At 37.7% G+C, this 19,052-nt stretch carries 16 protein-coding genes and 1 rRNA gene; 9 read left to right on the top strand and 8 right to left on the bottom strand.

Annotated elements, in window-relative coordinates; genetic code table 11:
- The 8 genes from rrf to eno all read left to right on the top strand — a co-directional run.
- Positions 1 to 73: ribosomal RNA gene (rrf, locus tag ABNX05_RS26470) — 5S ribosomal RNA — on the top strand; the annotation flags it as partial.
- Positions 74 to 456: 383 nt separating this feature from the next.
- Entirely contained in the window at positions 457 to 579 is a 123-nt protein-coding gene (locus ABNX05_RS24820; protein WP_263297453.1) for a hypothetical protein, read from the top strand.
- 573 nt (positions 580 to 1,152) lie between these two features.
- A complete protein-coding gene (locus ABNX05_RS24815) occupies positions 1,153 to 2,184 on the top strand; it encodes a sugar-binding transcriptional regulator (RefSeq protein ID WP_349662135.1) in 1,032 nt (343 codons plus the stop codon).
- Positions 2,185 to 2,308: 124 nt separating this feature from the next.
- On the top strand, positions 2,309 to 3,325 hold the full coding sequence (gap, locus tag ABNX05_RS24810) for a type I glyceraldehyde-3-phosphate dehydrogenase (RefSeq protein WP_349662134.1): 1,017 nt from the start codon (positions 2,309 to 2,311) through the stop codon (positions 3,323 to 3,325).
- A gap of 476 nt (positions 3,326 to 3,801) precedes the next feature.
- Positions 3,802 to 4,986 carry a phosphoglycerate kinase gene (locus ABNX05_RS24805; protein ID WP_349662133.1) on the top strand — a complete coding sequence of 395 codons (1,185 nt, stop codon included), beginning with the start codon at positions 3,802 to 3,804 and terminating at the stop codon, positions 4,984 to 4,986.
- A gap of 31 nt (positions 4,987 to 5,017) precedes the next feature.
- Positions 5,018 to 5,779, top strand: coding sequence for a triose-phosphate isomerase (gene tpiA / locus ABNX05_RS24800; protein ID WP_349662132.1), 762 nt, complete (start codon positions 5,018 to 5,020; stop codon positions 5,777 to 5,779).
- A complete protein-coding gene (gpmI, locus tag ABNX05_RS24795; RefSeq protein ID WP_349662131.1) occupies positions 5,772 to 7,313 on the top strand; it encodes a 2,3-bisphosphoglycerate-independent phosphoglycerate mutase in 1,542 nt (513 codons plus the stop codon). Before tpiA ends, gpmI begins: the two co-directional genes overlap by 8 nt.
- A 2-nt stretch (positions 7,314 to 7,315) precedes the next feature.
- On the top strand, positions 7,316 to 8,608 hold the full coding sequence (eno, locus tag ABNX05_RS24790) for a phosphopyruvate hydratase (protein ID WP_197143197.1): 1,293 nt from the start codon (positions 7,316 to 7,318) through the stop codon (positions 8,606 to 8,608).
- Positions 8,609 to 8,792: 184 nt separating this feature from the next.
- On the opposite strand, the gene ABNX05_RS24785 is transcribed toward eno, so the two are convergent.
- Positions 8,793 to 9,413, bottom strand: a complete 621-nt coding sequence (locus tag ABNX05_RS24785) for a YgaN family protein (RefSeq protein ID WP_349662130.1) — start codon at positions 9,411 to 9,413, stop codon at positions 8,793 to 8,795.
- A 301-nt stretch (positions 9,414 to 9,714) separates the two neighbouring features.
- On the opposite strand from ABNX05_RS24785, the gene ABNX05_RS24780 reads away from it, so the two are divergent.
- Positions 9,715 to 10,224, top strand: a complete 510-nt coding sequence (locus ABNX05_RS24780; RefSeq protein ID WP_349662129.1) for a GNAT family N-acetyltransferase — start codon at positions 9,715 to 9,717, stop codon at positions 10,222 to 10,224.
- Between the two features lie 357 nt (positions 10,225 to 10,581).
- Here the strand turns inward: ABNX05_RS24780 and dltD are convergent, their stop codons facing one another.
- From dltD to ABNX05_RS24745, 7 genes are all read right to left on the bottom strand, one after another.
- Positions 10,582 to 11,757: a D-alanyl-lipoteichoic acid biosynthesis protein DltD gene (gene dltD / locus ABNX05_RS24775; protein ID WP_349662128.1), complete on the bottom strand. Its 1,176-nt coding sequence runs from the start codon at positions 11,755 to 11,757 to the stop codon at positions 10,582 to 10,584.
- Complete coding sequence (gene dltC / locus ABNX05_RS24770) at positions 11,754 to 11,987, bottom strand: D-alanine--poly(phosphoribitol) ligase subunit 2 (RefSeq protein ID WP_079561390.1); 234 nt, start codon at positions 11,985 to 11,987, stop codon at positions 11,754 to 11,756. The genes dltD and dltC overlap by 4 nt, the downstream gene beginning before the upstream one ends.
- Positions 11,988 to 12,031: 44 nt before the next feature.
- Positions 12,032 to 13,195 carry a D-alanyl-lipoteichoic acid biosynthesis protein DltB gene (gene dltB, locus ABNX05_RS24765; RefSeq protein ID WP_349662127.1) on the bottom strand — a complete coding sequence of 388 codons (1,164 nt, stop codon included), beginning with the start codon at positions 13,193 to 13,195 and terminating at the stop codon, positions 12,032 to 12,034.
- Positions 13,192 to 14,664 (bottom strand): D-alanine--poly(phosphoribitol) ligase subunit DltA, encoded by a 1,473-nt coding sequence (gene dltA / locus ABNX05_RS24760; protein ID WP_349662126.1) that lies wholly within the window; start codon positions 14,662 to 14,664, stop codon positions 13,192 to 13,194. The genes dltB and dltA overlap by 4 nt, the downstream gene beginning before the upstream one ends.
- Before the next feature lie 18 nt (positions 14,665 to 14,682).
- Positions 14,683 to 14,820, bottom strand: coding sequence for a teichoic acid D-Ala incorporation-associated protein DltX (locus tag ABNX05_RS24755; RefSeq protein WP_079561393.1), 138 nt, complete (start codon positions 14,818 to 14,820; stop codon positions 14,683 to 14,685).
- A gap of 832 nt (positions 14,821 to 15,652) precedes the next feature.
- Complete coding sequence (locus tag ABNX05_RS24750) at positions 15,653 to 17,293, bottom strand: alkaline phosphatase (RefSeq protein ID WP_349662125.1); 1,641 nt, start codon at positions 17,291 to 17,293, stop codon at positions 15,653 to 15,655.
- A 380-nt stretch (positions 17,294 to 17,673) separates the two neighbouring features.
- Positions 17,674 to 18,918, bottom strand: coding sequence for a transglutaminase domain-containing protein (locus ABNX05_RS24745; RefSeq protein ID WP_349662124.1), 1,245 nt, complete (start codon positions 18,916 to 18,918; stop codon positions 17,674 to 17,676).
- Positions 18,919 to 19,052: the final 134 nt, after the last annotated feature.

Below are 19,052 nucleotides of genomic sequence, written 5' to 3'. Positions count from 1 at the left end.
ACACGGAAGTTAAGCTCTTTAGCGCCGATGGTAGTTGGGGGCTTCCCCCTGTGAGAGTAGGACGTCGCTAGGCACCTGAAAAAGTCGAGGATTCATTCCTCGGCTTTTTTTATTTGCAGTTTTTTAGTAAATGTTCATCCAAACGATATTATTATGGCTCGCTCCTGCCAATTATGTAGTCTTCAGGCGATGAAAGTGGGGCGTAACACGTAATGTGTAGATGAATTTTTAATTTACCCAAATTTTTAGCGGTAATAACGACAATTCACAAATTGTTCAATGAAAACGTTTAGAATTTGAACAGTTTGTGAAGACCTTCACATTAGGCTTTATTTTTTTAAAAAAAGGAGTAGAATAGGAATCAGTAAGAAGTTGTTATAAAACAGTTTATCAAAAGTATCACATTTTAAGTGGTTGTTATAATACAAAAAAGTATATTTGAAGGGAGAATTTACAATGTGGGTTATTACAGTATTTGAGAAAAAGGACGTTCGTATTTTTGAATACACAAATAAAAATGAAGCAACAAAAGCTTTAGGCGGATTTAAGAAAAACGCAATTTTATCTTTCACAAAATAAGCTAACAAAAAAACTCGTAACCATGACAAATTTGGTTACGGGTTTTTATTATGTTGAAAAACAAAATGGTTAGAGATCTTGTTTGATTTCACGATCTTACCGCACTGTTACGCGGAATAAATTTATAAAAATTCTACACTATTGCTGATTGGAGTGGAAGACTACTCGACTCACGTGGGAAAGCGAGACAGGTGAGACCCTGAGGCAAACATGATGTTGGTCACGGAGGCATTGTCACAGGACGTGACGCATTTAGCCTTCGTTCCTTTAGCGGAGGAAGCGGCTCGACGCTCGTCCACAGAAAGCTTTGCTCTGTACGAAAGCGAAGCGAGTAGCCTGGAATGGAAATCACCCCTTCGATATGCCGAAGAGCCATTAAAGAGCCCCACATTCCAATGAAACTCAACACAGGCGTAATTAGGCCACTATGCTTAAAATAATTTTCAATGCCAATACATAGCATTTACTTGCTCTTTATTTTAAAGCGTATTATAATAAAGTTGTAAGTGGGACATAATTTTATATAGTGGGACGTAATTTAACCCACAACTATTAAAAAGGGAGTAGGTTAATATGTTATCTGTACCTGAGGCACAGCAAAGGCTACTTCCAGAAATGTATCCGCTTCTACAATCGAGATATCGTATTTTGCAAACAGTTCAGCTTATGCAGCCAATTGGGCGTCGTACACTTGCAGATTCACTTAAAATGACCGAACGCGAAATTCGTAAAGAAACGGATATTTTACGTGAGCAAGGGTTATTAGATTCTCAAAAGTCGGGTATGGTATGTACAGACGAAGGTGAAGCAGTTATTGATAAGCTACGAGCACTAGTTTATGAATGGTCTGGTCTGACACAGCTAGCTAAATTATTGGAAAACCATTTTGGCTTACAGCATGTAATTGTTGTTCCAGGTGATTACAATGAAGACGATACGATATTAACATTGCTTGGAAAAGAGGCAGCACAACAATTTATGGAAACTAGCTTTGATGGTCAAACAGTAGCTGTTACAGGTGGAAAGTCGGTTGCATCACTTGCACAATTTTTACATCCAGCTGATACACACAACATCACATTTGTTGCTGCTCGTGGTGGTATTGGACATGAAATGCGAATGCAAGCCAATACACTTGTCTCAACATTTGCCATGCAAATGAATGCACAGTATCGCACTTTGTTTTTACCGGAGCATTTAAGTGAGCAGGCCTATCAAGCAATGTTAACAGAGCCAATGGTAACTGAAATGATGAATTATTATGATCATGCAGATTGTGTAATCCATGGTATTGGCTCAGCAGAGGAAATGGCTGTTCGTCGCAATTCATCGCCTGAAGATTTACGGATACTCGAAGAAAAGGGTGCAGTTAGTGAAGCGTTTGGCTATTATTTCAATGCAGAAGGCGAAATTGTACATCGAATTCGAACAATCGGTATTCAGTTTGAGCAAGTTCAAAGAAGTAAGAAAATCATAGCAGTTGCTGCTGGTAAACAAAAAGTGAAGGCAATGCTATCGTACTTTAAGGTAGCACCAAAGCAAACCGTTTTTATAACGGATGAGGTAGCCGCAAAAGCGATTGCTGAAGGTTTACCTTCTTTATAAATGACTATGGAACTCGTATTTAAGCGGGTGTTAAAAACCCTTGAATGAGAATAAAGCCAATTGCGGATATTATATATGTCCGAGGCAAAAATAAATTATTTAAACAATATTGGAGGAATTGACAATGGCATTAAAATTAGCGATTAACGGATTTGGACGTATTGGACGATTAGTATTTCGTGAAGCTATGAAACACGATGAAATCGAAGTGGTTGCAGTAAATGATCTAACAGATGCAGGTCAACTTGCACACTTATTAACTTATGATTCAGTACACGGTATCTACGATGCTGATGTTTATGCAGAAGGCGATTCTTTCGTAGTAAATGGAAAGAAAATTAACGTGTATGCAGAAAAAGATCCTGCTAACTTACCTTGGGGCGAACTAGGCGTAGATGTAGTACTTGAATGTACAGGTAGATTCCGTTCGATGGAAGAAGTAGGAAAACATGTTCAAGCAGGTGCAAAAAAAGCTATCCTTTCAGCTCCAGCGAAGGGCGAAATGCCAACGTTTGTAATGGGTGTTAACCATGAAGATTATAACCCTGAAACAGATGATGTTATTTCAAACGCTTCTTGTACAACAAACTGTCTAGCACCAGTTGCAAAAATACTTGATGAAAAATTTGGTATTGAGCGTGGTATGATGACGACAATTCACTCATATACAAACGATCAACGTATCCTTGACTTCCCGCACTCTGATCCACGTCGCGCACGTGCTGGTGCAGTGTCAATGATTCCAACAACAACAGGGGCAGCAGTAGCAGTTTCAAAAGTATTACCTCAATTAAAAGGTAAATTAGACGGCTTCTCTATGCGTGTACCAACACCAAACGTGTCATGTGTTGACTTAGTAGTAGAGCTAAAATCAGAAGTAACAAAAGAATCCATTAATGCTGCATTAAAAGAAGCTTCAGAAAAAGAGCTTAAAGGTATTTTAGGATACAACGAGCTTCCATTAGTGTCAATTGACTACAATGGTAACCATAACTCTTCAACTGTAGATGGTCTTTCTACAATGGTATTAGAAAATAGTATGGTAAAGGTTCTAGCATGGTATGATAACGAAATTGGTTACTCTACTCGTTTAATGGACTTAGCTTTATATATCGCAGAAAAAGGATTTAACAATAAATAAGTGTCATAATTCGATAACTAAAGTAAAAAGTGTGACATAATACTGCTTTTTGCGCACAAAAAGTATAGCCTTTATAATATCTAACGGATATAATATACAAGGGTAATGGAGTAAGGGAAATTTACCCTTACTCCTTTTTTATACGTAATATAAATTCGACGTGCAGGTTATGCAATTGCAAGACATAGAACGTGACTTTTGCTACTATAAAGGCAAGTAAAGGGTACTCTCCAAAATGTGGGTTGATGTCCGTTCCGACCGGGCGGCTCCTTGAGTACATATTTTAACAAATGCCATGTCTAACTTTTGATGATAAGTCAGAGTATTTCATTAAATGTTTGGATGATACTAGCTGAAAAGGCTTGTTATAACTTTATGTGTTGATGGAACAATAAAACAGTTACGTGAATGATGTGAGGAGCCAAGATGGGTGAATCCAGGAATTTCATGACTAAAACTTTGAAGGGGGTTTCTTCATGTTAAATAAGAAGACGATGAAAGATATTGATGTAAAAGGGAAGCGCGTATTTGTACGTGTTGATTTTAATGTACCGATGGCAGATGGTGCGATTACTGACGAAACACGTATCCGAGCAGCAATCCCTACAATTGAATATTTAGTGGAGCAAGGTGCCAAAGTCATTTTAGCCTCTCATTTAGGACGTCCAAAGGGTGAAGTAAAAGAGGATATGCGCTTAACTGCAGTAGGTGTACGTTTAGCGGAATTAATGGGTAAGCCTGTTACTAAATTAGATGAGTCAATTGGTGATAAAGTAGAAGTTGCTGTTGCAAACATGCAAAATGGTGACATTATGTTACTTGAAAATGTGCGCTTCCACGCTGGTGAAGAAAAAAATGATGCTGCATTAGCAGAGCAATTTGCAAAATTAGCGGACGTTTACGTTAATGATGCGTTCGGCGCAGCTCACCGTGCACACGCGTCAACTGAAGGAATTGCTAAACATGTACCGGCAGTATCTGGTTTCCTTATGCAAAAGGAATTAGATGTGCTAGGTAAAGCATTATCTAAGCCAGAGCATCCATTTACAGCCATTATCGGTGGTGCCAAAGTAAAAGATAAAATCGGTGTAATTGAAAGCTTATTAGAAAAAGTGGATCACTTAATTATCGGTGGCGGTTTATCATTCACATTCATTAAAGCGCAAGGCTATGATATCGGTAAATCTTTATTAGAGGAAGATAAAATCGACTTAGCAAAATCCTTTATTGAAAAGGCAAAGGCAAAAGGCGTGCAATTACATATGCCAATCGATGCAGTTGTCGCAAACGAATTTTCTAAAGATGCTGAAACAAAAATTGTTGATGTAGACGCTATACCAGCAGATTGGATGGGCTTAGATATTGGTCCGAAAACGGCTGCTAAATATGCAGAGGTTATTAAAGATTCTAAATTAATCATTTGGAATGGACCAATGGGTGTCTTTGAAATGGATAAATTTGCGAATGGTACAAAAACTGTAGCTGAAGCTATGGCAACAACAACTGGTTATACAGTAATCGGTGGTGGGGATTCTGCAGCAGCAGTAGAAAAATTTGAAGTTGCCGATAAAATGGACCATATTTCTACAGGTGGCGGAGCATCACTTGAATTGATGGAAGGGAAAGAACTTCCGGGAATTGTGGCATTAAACGATAAGTAAAACGGAATAAAAAATATAGGAGGCAAAAACAATGCGCAAACCAATTATTGCAGGTAACTGGAAAATGTATAAAACATTTGAAGAGGCTATTCAGTTTGTCGATGCGGTACAGGACAAAATTCCTTCAAATGATAAAGTAGACGCTGTTGTTTGTGCACCAGCACTTTACCTACCTACGCTTGTCCAAGTTGCGAGTGAATCTGAGTTAGCTATTGGTGCACAAACGATGCACTATGAAAACGAAGGTGCCTTTACTGGAGAAGTTAGTCCAGCTCAGTTAGCAAGTGTGGAAGTAGACTATGTTATTTTAGGACATTCTGAACGACGTGAATATTATAACGAAACAGATGAAGCTATCAATAAAAAGGTTGCTGCAGCACTTGCACATAATATCGTACCAATTATTTGCTGTGGAGAAACGCTTGAGGAACGTGAAGCGGGAACTACTGAGCAAAAAGTTGCTCATCAAATTACAGCTGCACTTGCTGGATTTGAGGCACAAGAAGTAGAGCATATGGTAATCGCCTACGAGCCTATTTGGGCAATTGGTACAGGGAAAACAGCTACAGCAGAAGATGCTAACCAAGTATGCGGAGCAATTCGTGCAGTAATTAAGGAATTATATAATGCTGAAACGGCCGCTGCTGTACGTATTCAATATGGCGGTAGCGTAAAACCTGAAAACATTCAGGAATTATTATCAAAAGAGCATATCGATGGTGCTTTAGTTGGCGGTGCAAGCTTACAACCAGATTCATATTTAAAATTATTGGAGGCGGCAGCAAATGCCTAAAAAGCCAGTAGCATTAATTATTTTAGACGGCTTTGCATTCCGCGATGAAACGTTCGGAAATGCAGTAGCTCAGGCAAACAAACCTAATTTCGATCGTTTTTGGAATGAGTTTCCGCACTCAACATTAACGGCAGCAGGTGAAGCGGTGGGGTTACCCAATGGTCAAATGGGGAACTCTGAAGTTGGACACCTGAATATCGGTGCTGGACGTATTGTCTATCAAAGCTTAACACGCTTAAACAAATCAATTCGTGAAGGAGATTTCTTTACGAATCAAGCATTTTTGGATGCCATGGCACATGTGAAAGCACATCAATCTAAGCTTCATATTATGGGCTTACTATCAGATGGTGGCGTACATAGTCACTATGAGCATATGTTTGCACTATTAAAGCTTACAAAGCAACAAGGCTTAGACAAAGTCTTTGTACATGGTTTCTTAGATGGTCGTGATGTTGGACCGACAACAGCTTTAGACTATATTAAAGAAACTGAAAAACAAATGGAGGAAATTGGCGTAGGTCAATTCGCTTCTATTCATGGTCGTTATTATGCGATGGATCGTGATAAACGATGGGATCGAGTAGCCCTTACGTACAATGTACTAGTTGATGGTGTTGGTCAAACAGCTGATAGTGCAACAAGTGGTGTAGCTGAATCATATGAACGTGATGTAACAGATGAGTTTGTTATTCCATTTAGCGTTCAAGAGCATGGGGAAGCAGTGGCAACGATTGACGATAATGACGCAGTTATTTTCTTCAATTTCCGCCCTGACCGTGCGATTCAACTATCTAAAGTGTTTACAAATGATGAATTTGATGGCTTTGCAATATCAGCTAAACATCCAAAGAATTTAAAATTTGTATCTTTCACACATTATAGTGATGAAGTAAATGCACAAGTTGCGTATGAAAACGACAACTTGAAAAATACGATTGGTGAAGTGTTAGCTTCTAATGGTAAAACACAGCTTCGTATTGCAGAAACAGAAAAGTATCCACATGTTACATTCTTTATGAGTGGTGGTCGTGAGGATAAATTTGACGGGGAAGAACGTATTTTAATTGCATCTCCAAAGGTTGCAACATACGATTTAAAACCTGAAATGAGTGCTTATGAGGTAACAGAAGCATTGCTTGCAGAGATTGAGGCCGATAAATTTGATGGCATTATTCTTAATTTCGCTAACCCTGACATGGTTGGGCATAGCGGAATGTTGGAGCCAACAATCAAGGCCATTGAAACAGTCGATGAATGTCTTGGGAAAGTAGTAGATGCACTCCTTGCAAAAGGTGGCGCAGCTATTATTACAGCTGACCATGGGAACTCTGATGAAGTACTTACTTTAGAAGGGGCTCCGATGACAGCTCATACAACAAATCCTGTTCCAGTAATTGTGACAAAATCAAATTTAATGTTAAGAAATGGTGGCATTTTAGCCGATTTGGCGCCAACCATGTTAGAATTATTAGAGGTGTCACAACCTTCTGAAATGACAGGTCAATCATTAATTGAAAAAGAGGAGAATTAATTATGCCATTTATTACACAGATTTATGCGCGCGAAGTTTTAGACTCACGTGGGAACCCAACAGTAGAAGTTGAAGTATTTACAGAATCAGGCGCTTTTGGACGCTCTATCGTACCATCAGGTGCATCTACAGGTGAATATGAGGCAGTAGAATTACGCGACGGTGACAAATCACGTTACCTAGGCAAAGGTGTATTAAAAGCAGTTGAAAATGTAAACACAATTATTGCTCAAGAGCTAGAAGGTAACTACTCAGTTCTTGATCAAGTAGTCATCGACAAAGCTTTAATCGAGCTAGATGGCACAGAAAACAAAGGTAAGTTAGGTGCCAACGCTATTCTAGGTGTATCAATGGCAGTTGCACATGCTGCGGCAGATTATTTAGATGTACCTCTTTATCAATATCTTGGTGGATTTAACGCAAAACAACTACCAGTACCAATGATGAACATCATAAATGGTGGTGCTCACGCTGATAACAACGTAGACATTCAAGAATTCATGGTAATGCCTGTAGGGGCAGAATCATTCCGTCATGCATTACGTATGGGTGCTGAAATCTTCCACAACTTAAAAGCAGTACTTAAAGCGAAAGGCTATAATACAGCTGTAGGTGATGAAGGTGGTTTTGCACCAAACCTTGGTTCTAACGAAGAAGCAATTACTGTAATTTTAGAAGCAATCGAAAAAGCTGGCTATAAACCAGGTGAAGAAGTGAAACTTGCAATGGACGTTGCTTCATCTGAATTATTCAATAAAGAAGATGGCAAATATCACTTAGAGGGTGAAGGTGTTGTCAAAACTTCTGAAGAAATGGTTGACTGGTACGAAGAGTTAACTGCTAAATACCCAATCATCTCAATTGAAGATGGCTTAGACGAAAACGACTGGGCAGGACACAAATTATTAACAGACCGCATTGGCGCTCGCGTACAATTAGTAGGCGACGATCTATTCGTAACAAATACGAAAAAATTGGCGGCTGGTATTGAGCAAGGTGTTGGTAATGCAATCCTTATCAAAGTTAACCAAATCGGTACGTTAACAGAAACATTTGAAGCGATCGAAATGGCAAAACGCGCTGGTTATACAGCAGTAATTTCACACCGTTCTGGTGAATCTGAGGATGCAACAATTGCTGATATCGCAGTTGCTACAAACGCTGGCCAAATTAAAACAGGTGCTCCATCACGTACAGACCGTGTAGCTAAATACAACCAACTTCTTCGCATCGAAGATCAACTTGGTTCAACAGCTGAGTATCTTGGTTTAAACTCATTCTATAATTTAAAATAAGCTATTCTTTAGTAGCTTCACTAGTATCGCCTCAAAAGTATTTATTTACTTTTGGGGCGATTTTTTAGTTGCTTAGGCGGGTTATTGTATTGAGAGCAGCTTTTAGCAAAGTGCCCGGGTCCCTAAGAGAACCGCTCAGGCAGGATAAAATCCCGGCTCTTAATGCCCTTGAAATGGGGTTAAATTAATTAGATTCATTATGAATTTTTAATTTTAATAAATACACAAGATGGACATCATCTATCATTTTCTTTATTTCATTCTTGTCCTGCAAGTCATATGTTCGTAAAGAGTTTCCTTTTGATTCTCTGTAGACACCCAATACATAAGTTTCATTTAATTTTAATTTAACTGTTTCATCTCCAAATGCATAATACCATCCACTAACACTACTTTCAGTAGAAGGAATTTTGCCGATTTTTTGAGGGGTTGTTTTCATACCCGGCCCATAAAGAAAGGCAAAAGATTCATCATCAGTATTTATTATCCCAAACCCAATATGACCTTTTTCTACTTCGTTTGGACTTTGCCCATATGATAGTTTAGTTAATGAATTAGAATCCAACTTCCCATCTTTGTAACTTTCAACCCAAAGATCAACCCAATTTTTATCGGCATTATTTAATTTGAAATTAAAGTCGAATAAGATGCCTAAATTTAAATCTTTGAAAGTATTCACATATTTAGAATCAGTGTTAGTTGAAATAGTCGCTGATTCTGTGTCTTCTTTTTGATCAGTACAACCGGAAAGGAATAACAAGAATAATGTTGTTAGGATACTAAAAATAAAATACTTATTTCTCAAACAAATACCTCCATTTTTAATAAAATTACTGCCTTTAACAAAAATGACAACTATCTTTCTTATAGATTATTATACGACAAATATTGTAAAAAATTATTGTAATTCCTTTAATGGAATGAATGCACTTGTTGCGTTTATTTGGATGAGCTCGAGAGATTGGATTTACTCTTTTCTCAGTATGAGAGCTATGCAAGTGCAGTGGTTAGTCCGTTATTGTATATTAAATTCATAAGTGAAGCATAAGTTACAAAAAAGCTTAGGAAATGTGGAGAATACAATCCTGAAAGGAGAGGGAATTACGATGACAATTATTGAAACAGAACGACTTACCCTTCGCCTACAAACAACAGATGATGCGAGTTTTATACTTGAGCTAATGAATGAACCTTCATGGCTAGAGTTCATTGGTGATCGCGGTGTGAGAACCGTAGAGGATGCGCGTGAATATATAGTGAATGGAGCAATTCGCACGTATGAACAATTTGGCTTTTGTTTTTATTTAGTTGAAAGAAAAGAAGATCAAAGCCCGATAGGAATTTGTGGTTTTGTTAAAAGAGAGTCGCTAGAAGATGTGGACATTGGCTTTGCTTTTCTTCCTAAGTATTGGGGAAAAGGATACGCCTATGAAGCAGCATCAGCGACATTAGCATACGGTCTAGATACACTAGGGCTAAATCGTATAGTGGCCATCACAACTCAAGAAAACCACGCTTCAGCCAAACTACTCGAAAAAATAGGTTTGAAGTTTGAAAGAGTAGTCCAATTTTCCAATGATGCAGAAAAACTTAGACTGTTTTCGCTTGATAAATGAACAGAGTAGGGAGCGGGGGTATTAACTTTAATATAAAGGAAGTTAGTGCGAAAGCGAAGCGACAGCAACAAATGTTTTCTGTGCGAAAGCGAAGCGACAGCAACAAATGTTTTCTGTGCGAAAGCGAAGCGACAGCAACAAATGTTTTTTGTGCGAAAGCGAAGCGACAGCAACAAATGTTTTCTGTGCGAAAGCGAAGCGTCAGCAACAAAGCGCCAGTCGGAACGGAAATCAACCCCTTGTTTTGCCGAAGAATATGACACTTTTTAAGCACTAAACATTGGATGTGCTCTCAAAGATAATCTACATAAAAAAGACAGCCTATAGTGATTTAACACTGTAGACTGTCTCTATGTTCTATTGCTCTGCCCAGTATTTATCTAGCTCTTGGTCTAGATATACCCAGCCCTTCCATGCGATATGAATCGTATCCATAATGAAATAAGGATCATAATCATGGTCTGAGAAATCAACAAATGGAACATCATTATCAGTCAAGATCTGCTCCATTTTATCGTAATACTTTTGACGACGTTCCTCAGGATATTCCGTGTAGTCATACCAATGACCATTTACTGGAATAGAAACAAATAGTGGCTTTGCACCAGCGTCTTTTAAAACATCGATGACTAGCTGTAAATCCTCATATTCAGGTGAGGTTGTATAATCTTCATTTTTACGCATACCTTTAAACTTATTAATATTCGCGTTTTTAAGTCTTTTATAAAACTTGTTTTCAATCATTAAATCGTTGGATACACGTTTCTCGCCGTATTTCTCGGCGTTTTCCAGTTGTTGCTCAAATGTTTGGTCAACAACTAGCTTGTCATTATTTTTTAATTTATGCGGCTCTCGAGGGAATAAAGAGTAATACAAATCTTTTTTCTCTAAAAGTGCCTTTTGGACATGGCCTGCCATCATGGCAAGTCGTCCAATGATTGGTTTTTCTTTACCGCCAGATATTTTATATTCGTAAATTGTTTTTAGCAAATCATCACGATTGACAGTATCGAAGGCAAGAAGGCGTTCCATTCCTCGATTTCGAAGATCCTCGTCAATGTCCTTATTGTATGCTAAATCATAAGCATGCAACATCGAATAGTTAGGAGAAAAATGTAATTCATTCATTCCCTTTTTCGTAAACCATTGAGGAGAAATGATGAAGACAATTTTCTTATCCTTTAAATTTTCTTCCTGTGCAGCAAAATTTAAAAAGTGTGTAATAGACTGCATTCCACCACGCCCGACCATAAATGTCGTATACGGAGCATTTGTAGCTCGAGCATAGTTATAAGGGTGGAAAGGGTCAAAACGATTTAATTCAGAAGAGCCATATAAAGGCATAGTACTAGGCTCCTGCAACATCCGCTCTTGGAAATACATTCCTTGGAATACTAACGGAGACATACTCGTCTTTGCCTGCTCTACATCTTCATCTGAAATCCAAGCTTCTATCCAAGAATTAGGGAAGAATATAACGCCAGCAAAAAGAACAAAAGCAATTAATAATGATAGAAAGCCTTTCTTAATCATTGTCTTTCAGCTAATTCCGCTACAATACGATTTGGCGTGTTCCATTCCTCACGGTTGAAATCAGTAATTGGTACTGAAATATTAAAGCGGTTTTCAATTTCCACTAATAAATTAATTGTACCGAATGAATCAAGAAGACCTTCTTCAAATAAATCGATATCTGGATTTTCTAAAACGATTTCATCCTCACATAACTCTACTAGCATTTCTAAAACTTGTTGTTTATCCATTGTATAAATCTCCTTTATTGTTTAGGCTGCGTTAGAGCCTGTAATTAAAATAATGTTCCTGAGAAAATATAGAAACCAAAGCAAACGGCATTAAAAGTAATAAATACGCCAATTGCATGAGTCCATTTATTTTTTGGCCAAAGCTTACGCTTTTTATTCCAACGTTCAAATTTATCGAAGCTGATAATTAACAGGGCATGGTAGAGACCATAGACAACAAAGTGCAATTCTAATCCGTGCCAAATCCCCATTAAAAAGAACAGTAAAAAGAAGCCGATATAAGAAATTGTATATTTGTTTTTAATCCATTTTTTCTTTGTCATCCAAAGTACGAAACGCATATAAACATAATCTCTGAACCAGAAGGAAAGACTCATATGCCAACGGTTCCAAAAGTCTTTAATATTGCGACTCGAGAATGGACGGTTAAAGTTAATAGGCGTTTGAACACCCATAATGCGACTGACACCAACGGCAAACGCACTATAACCCGCAAAATCGAAAAATAAATAAAAACTATACATATACATATACGCTATTTGCCCTTGGAAAGGTGTCAAATAGTTATACGTTTGGCTTGGTAAATAAATAAGTGTGTAATTGTAGATTAAATAAGCCAAAATAAACTTATATAAAAAGCCTACAAATATATAATTGATCCCGCTTAACAGCAACTTTTGATAGTCTTGCCCAGACGGCGCTGTGTGCATATCTTTATAAAAGCGTCTCCAACGATCAATAGGTCCTGATGATACTGTTGGGAAGAACAGTAAGAAATAGGCAAGCTCAACTGGTGAAATTTTATCTTTAATTAAGCCATCTCGCGTTTCTAAAATCATCTGTACGGATTTAAAGGTAATATAGGATACCCCTAAGAATCCAAATAAATTCTGAAGGCCAAGCATTGGCAGAACCTTCACAAGCACAAGTGGCAAAATGGACAGTAGTACAGCAATGACGAATACGGAAGTATTATTCTTCTGTAAGCGATATTTTTGGTAACCGATTATTAATAATAACTGAAATACTGTAAACAGTATAAGAGAAATGGAACCGTTAAGGGAGCTACCAAAAATAAGAGCTAAAACGACGATCGAAATAACGATATTATAACCTTTAGCTGATTTCCCGCGCAGTCCTAAAATAATTGTTGGCAGTAACAAAATACCAATGATGATGAAAAAAACTATATTTCCATAAGGCGTCATACTGTTTCCATAACCGCCAATCCTTTACGATCAACTTTACCGTTTGTATTTAAAGGTAAAGTGTCAATGTATTTGAATGTTTTCGGAATCATATAGGATGGTAAATACTCCGATAATAATGCTTTAAGCTGCTTCGTCATTTTGAAGGCAGAGTCCGTCAATGGTTCGCGAAGCACAATATACGCACTTAATGATACAATCTCACCATTTTTTGAAACAGGTATAATAACACAGCTAGATACAGGTGGAAGATTGCCCATTTGTTTTTCAATTTCCTCAATCTCTAAACGATAACCGTGTAGCTTCACCTGGAAATCTTTTCGTCCAGAGAAGAACAAATAGCCATCTTTTTCATAACCAACGTCTCCAGTTTTATAAATACGTTGATCTCCTATTGTCGGAAACGCTTTAAGTGTTAAATCAGGCGCACCAAGATAACCTGCACTTACAGTCGGTCCAGAAATAATAATCTCGCTATCTTCTAACAAGGATAGATTAGGCTCAGATATAGGGGCGATTGGTAATTGGTCAAACTGCTCCAAAAGCTCCTTCGTTACTTCCACATAAGAAACGGCAACAGTTGTTTCTGTAGGACCGTATAAATTATAAATAGAAGCTTGAGGGAAACGCTGCATTAATTCCGTAGCTACAGATACTGGTAACACTTCTCCGCAGAATAAAAATGTATCTAAAGAAGGCATTAGCGCTTGATCCCACTCTTTGTTCATTAAACAGATCTTCGCGAAGGAAGGTGTGGAAGTCCAAACGCGAACATTAGATGAAGCTAATGACTCAAATAACGCTTTTGGATTAGCAATTTGCTCTTGCTTAATCGCGTAAAGTGTTTGCCCGCTAACTAGTGCAGGATATAAATCCATTACAGATAAATCGAAGGAATAAGGCGCTTGATTTAGAAACACTCCAGATTCCTGTAAAGGGAAATGTTCATGCATCCAAGCGACAAAATGCGCTAAATTATCAGCTGTAATTTGAACACCTTTTGGTTTACCAGTAGAACCAGATGTGTAAATAATATAATAAATTTCTTGATTCTTAACCCATGTTGAAGGCTCAGTCGAAATGCTAGTAGGTTGAGCTACTAAATCACTTACTTCTACTACAGGGACATGTACGTTTAAGCTTAACGTTTCAGTTTTTAGTAGCAAGCAAGCCTCAGAAGCTTCTATTATAATTTGTAACCTTTCAGACGGTGTAGAAGAGTCAACAGGTACGTACGGATGACCCGCCTTTACAGCACCTAAAAAGGCAACGATTTGTAAAGGTGACATATGCCCGTAGACGACGATAGGTTGTTGTCTTTTTAAATCAAGAGCCATTAAATATTGTGCTACACAATCAGACAGATGCCAAAGCTCACCAAACGTTAAGGAATCACTGTCGGTTTGATAGGCAGTGCGATGTGGATGCTGTTGTGCCACTTTTTGAATGGCCTCTAAAATACTTAACATAGTTTATATCTCCTTTTCTTAAAATTCCGTATATATAAATGGTCCTGCGTTCATATCATGGAAGCCATGAATAAGAAACAAGAGCACTAAAATCATGAAATAAAATAACGTAAAGCCTATAAAACGAAAAAGCTCATTATTTTTAATGGATTGCATTAGTCCACCTCCAATTAAAAAAAAAAGATTATAACTTTGTAAATATACTAAATAAATTGATATTTTTTCAAGTTATTTCTAAATTATTTTTACCTAATTAAATTTTTAACACTGTTTTGACGGAATGTAGAGGAAAATGTTGCTCATTTTCTGTTTATTCATAAAATCATAAGATTAATTTAAGGTAATCTTAAGGTTTTGAAAAACATCACTATTATTATGGTAAGAAAGTGATTTTTTTAATTCATCGCAACTTGAATTTTTCTCAACGTGATCCTTATTCATTATCGCTGTTTTTCCGCTTCATTGGTACTTAAGAAATCCTTAAATTTCATGACAGAACATTCGAAAAATTCATGTTCAACCTATTAGTATCAATTTCCAACAGAAGACTCCCAACTAATGAGTAAGCCGGAGATGAATGTCGGTTGGCGACAATCAAAACGAAAGTGGGAGATGTTCAATTCGTTACTTTAAGCATAATCAATGAAAGTAAAATCAAAGTAAATTCGATGAAAAATCTCAGTATAAAATTTGAAGAGATATAAAGGGATTAACGAAAAACGAAGCCACAAACCAAACATATGAAGAATCAAGAATCTTACGAAGACTGTTGCAAAGTCATATTTGAGCAAAAAGAAAAGCGCCATCATCAGTTGATCATCTCAACTATGATAGCACCTGTGTTGTTGTCCCTTTTTTTCGGGCAGTAATTTATCTGTATCAAAGCATTTCGCCTCAAAAAAAATATATAGAAACTGCCCGTAAAAGCCCGATTGGTAAAGACTAATAATCAGTGGTGGATAAGAACCCACCACTGATTAAAGTTTCACTATTTAAGAAGCTTTAATACTTCTTTTGAAACGTAAAAGTCAGTGCCATTGTAGACATTGATTGTGTCAAACGTATGCGTTTTAGCGGTTTTGTCTTGTTCGTATATTACTGTGTTCTTATTAACTGGGATTGTGATGGTTACATTCTTTTTTTGTGCAATAAACTTAGGGTTTTCTTTATCACTTAAGTCAATTTTAGAAGTGTAGCCTTTTTCTGTGAACGCTTTTGTTGCTGGTATATATAAATCATCTGAAAGCTTATTTAAATTGAAGCCCATAAACTTTGCCATCGTATGTGCTAAATCCGTATTTTCGACAAGGCCGGTAATTTTAGATGGTCCGAATGAGTATAAGAATACATCCTCACCCGTGTGCCCACCAGTTGTATAACCGATATTGGCGCGATTCGCGAGCATTTTCACCATTTCTTTGCCCAGATCTTTAGTCGATTTTAAAGTTGCAAGTTCATTCTCAGATAGATTATCTAAGCCATAAAGTGCAGCGACTTCTACAATATTTGATTTGTCTTCTTTTAATTGGCTCAATGCACCTTCAACTGTCATTTTAGCCTTCTTCAGAGGATCAATATAAGCAGAGACAGGTGTGTAGGAATAAGTACTTGTCGTGTTTACATTACCCATTGTAATCCCACTATTGCCGTGGTCTGTAACAGCAATGACCATTGTATTGCCATCTTTTTTTGCAAAATCAACGGCTTCTTTAACTGCAGCATCAAACGATAAAATATCGCTAATGATGCCGATTGTGTCATTTGCGTGTGCCGCCCAGTCCACCTTACTGCCTTCTACAAATAAGAAGAAACCATCTTCATCCTTTTTAAGCGTATGAATAGCTTTATTTGTCATCTCAGCAAGTGTAGGCTCAGATGCTCTTGTTGTAGCACGATCTAAATCGTAGGCAAGATCACTTGGAGCAAAGCTTCCCCAAATTTTTGACGATTTACTTTTGAGGAGCTCATCACGCGTTTTAACGATGTCATAATTTTTTTCTTTTAAGACATCCACTAAATGCTCTCCATCTTTACGAGCATTTTTAGTAGTACCTGGCGCAAGAGACTCTAAGCCACCGCCTAATACGACATCTATGTTTTGATAAACTTGCTGTTCAGCAATGTCATCGTATTGGCTTCTATTTTTCACATGTGCAGAAAAGCCAGCTGGAGTAGCATGTTGAATTTCTGAAGTAGAAATCAATCCTGTTGCCTTGCCTTGTTGCTTAGCCCCTTCCAATACATTGGCTACAGGTTTATAAGCATCTTCTTTAGCAATTGGCTCTAGCCCTGGCGAATTAATAACGGCTGGTAGCACACCTACAAATTTATCGTTTGATTTATGACCAGTTGCTAACGCAGTAGCGGCAGGGGCTGAGTCAGTAATGGCTGAATCGGCAGAATATGTACGTACTGCCCCTGATAAAATTTCATCCATAGCCAAGCTTTGCCCTTTGTACCAACGAGAAAGGGTAACGGCATTATTACTACTACCATCCATCACGAGCATTATCACATTTGTTGGCTTCTTTACTGGGGCTGCTTGTACTTGCGGCTGAGCGATACTAATTGACGATAAAGCAATAGCACTTGCTAAAAATAATGAACTCCATTTTTTTGAGTATTTCATGATTTTCCTCCTTTTGGTCAATTCACAAGTAAGTGTAAAGGAAGTTTGTAAAGGTATGATTAATAAATTGTTATGGGATTGTATGGATATTGTTAAAGATGGGTCCGATAACTAAAACGTGCGGTTGCTTTCCGTTCCGACTGGGCGCTTTCCTGGGGGCGTCCGATGAGCCGCTTCACTCGCTTTGCTCGCTCCAGGGTCTCATCTGCGACGCTGATCCCCAAGGAGTCGCCCATTCTCCACTCCAATCAACTTTTACGCATGATATTTGGTGTAACAAAATGTAATCCCTAATTTGTGATGAGCTAACGACTAAAAGGGGAAAATAGAATCTGCTTACTATCCACTGGTTGATGGAAGCTTGCAGATTCTAGAATTCGCTATAAAGTTTGTGAATGTTTTTCACCGTCAATGGTTTCGTAAAATAATACCCCTTTATCATCAACGAACAAGTTTAAAACCTCTTCCTCTAATAACACTTCTTCTGAACCATCGTTAATAAATATTTTCGTTAAAAAGCCGGCATTATCATAATCACTGCAATAAATAGCATCGTCAAAAGCCGCCAAGTAATAGCAGGCTGTTTCTGTAACTTGCCTATTTTGCTTTGTTGCTAAGTCATAGGCGTATACCATGTCATCGTCCAAGCTATTATAATAAATAACATTTCCAATAGTATCTGCGTACCACATATCATGCATGAAATCGTACGTGTTGCTTGTAGCAGCAAAATAGTTTTCATTTGCCCATACATGGTCTTCACTTAGTTTCTCGTCATTCACTAAAAAATATGCGTAGGAAATAGCATAAGGTTCAATAGGCGTGATATCATTCCAAGTCGTATCAATATGATACCAATCCCCATTAACACTGACTAAATTCCAAGCGTGAAGCTGATTATCGCTATAGCCATATACATATTTAGCATCAAGACCTGCCGCTAAAAATAAACGATAGGCTAATAATGCATAAGCTTGACAAACACCAGTTTCTTCACTAATTAATTCATAAACCGCTTGCCCTTGTGAATCACCTTTATCCGTATAAGTGGCTAGTTGTACAACAAAGTCATTAACGGCTTTAGCACGATGGAAATCATCCATGTCATCTGTAATAAACTTCTTAGCAAAGTCCTGAACATAAGCATCAACTTTCTTTTCCTTCTTCGCATCTGTGATATATGTAAAGTCAAACTCTACCTCGTAACCATTATCGACTTCCCATGCTTCCCAGCCGTACTCTCCGATATAGCCCGTTGTATAAGGATTAACAAAATTAAGTATGTTATAAAGGTCATTTAGTTGTTCTTCAAATGTATCCCAATCTAATTTTCCACTATACATGACCGTAAAGTTTGGGTCGAACGTTGAAATATGTTTTTCAATTTTTTTTGAAAACTGCAGCATAGCAGGATCTTCCTGGAATAGTGTTGTTGAAAAAAGGTCTTCCGCAGAAAACTCAGCTGATGGGGCTTTACTAGCAAGCTCCTTAGGATCCATTGAGTCCTCTTCTTCTGACTCAAGCTCGTCTTGTAGTAGTACTTCGGCGGCCTTGATTGCAGCTGAGCAAGCACTAAGCGTGCTTAATATAATAAGTAAAAAAATCAGCAATATACTCTTTTTCATAATTCCTCCCATTATTATTGTATTTTTGGGCATCACTAAAACGTGGATTGATTTCGATTCCAACTGGGGGCGTCGGATGAACGATGAACCGCTTGAGGCAACGAATGTTTTCTGTGCGAAAGCGTAGTGTTAAC

It is taken from the genome of Lysinibacillus zambalensis (assembly GCF_040183165.1).
GTDB classification, from domain to species: domain Bacteria; phylum Bacillota; class Bacilli; order Bacillales_A; family Planococcaceae; genus Lysinibacillus; species Lysinibacillus zambalensis.
This window is presented reverse-complemented; position numbering and strand designations above follow the sequence as displayed.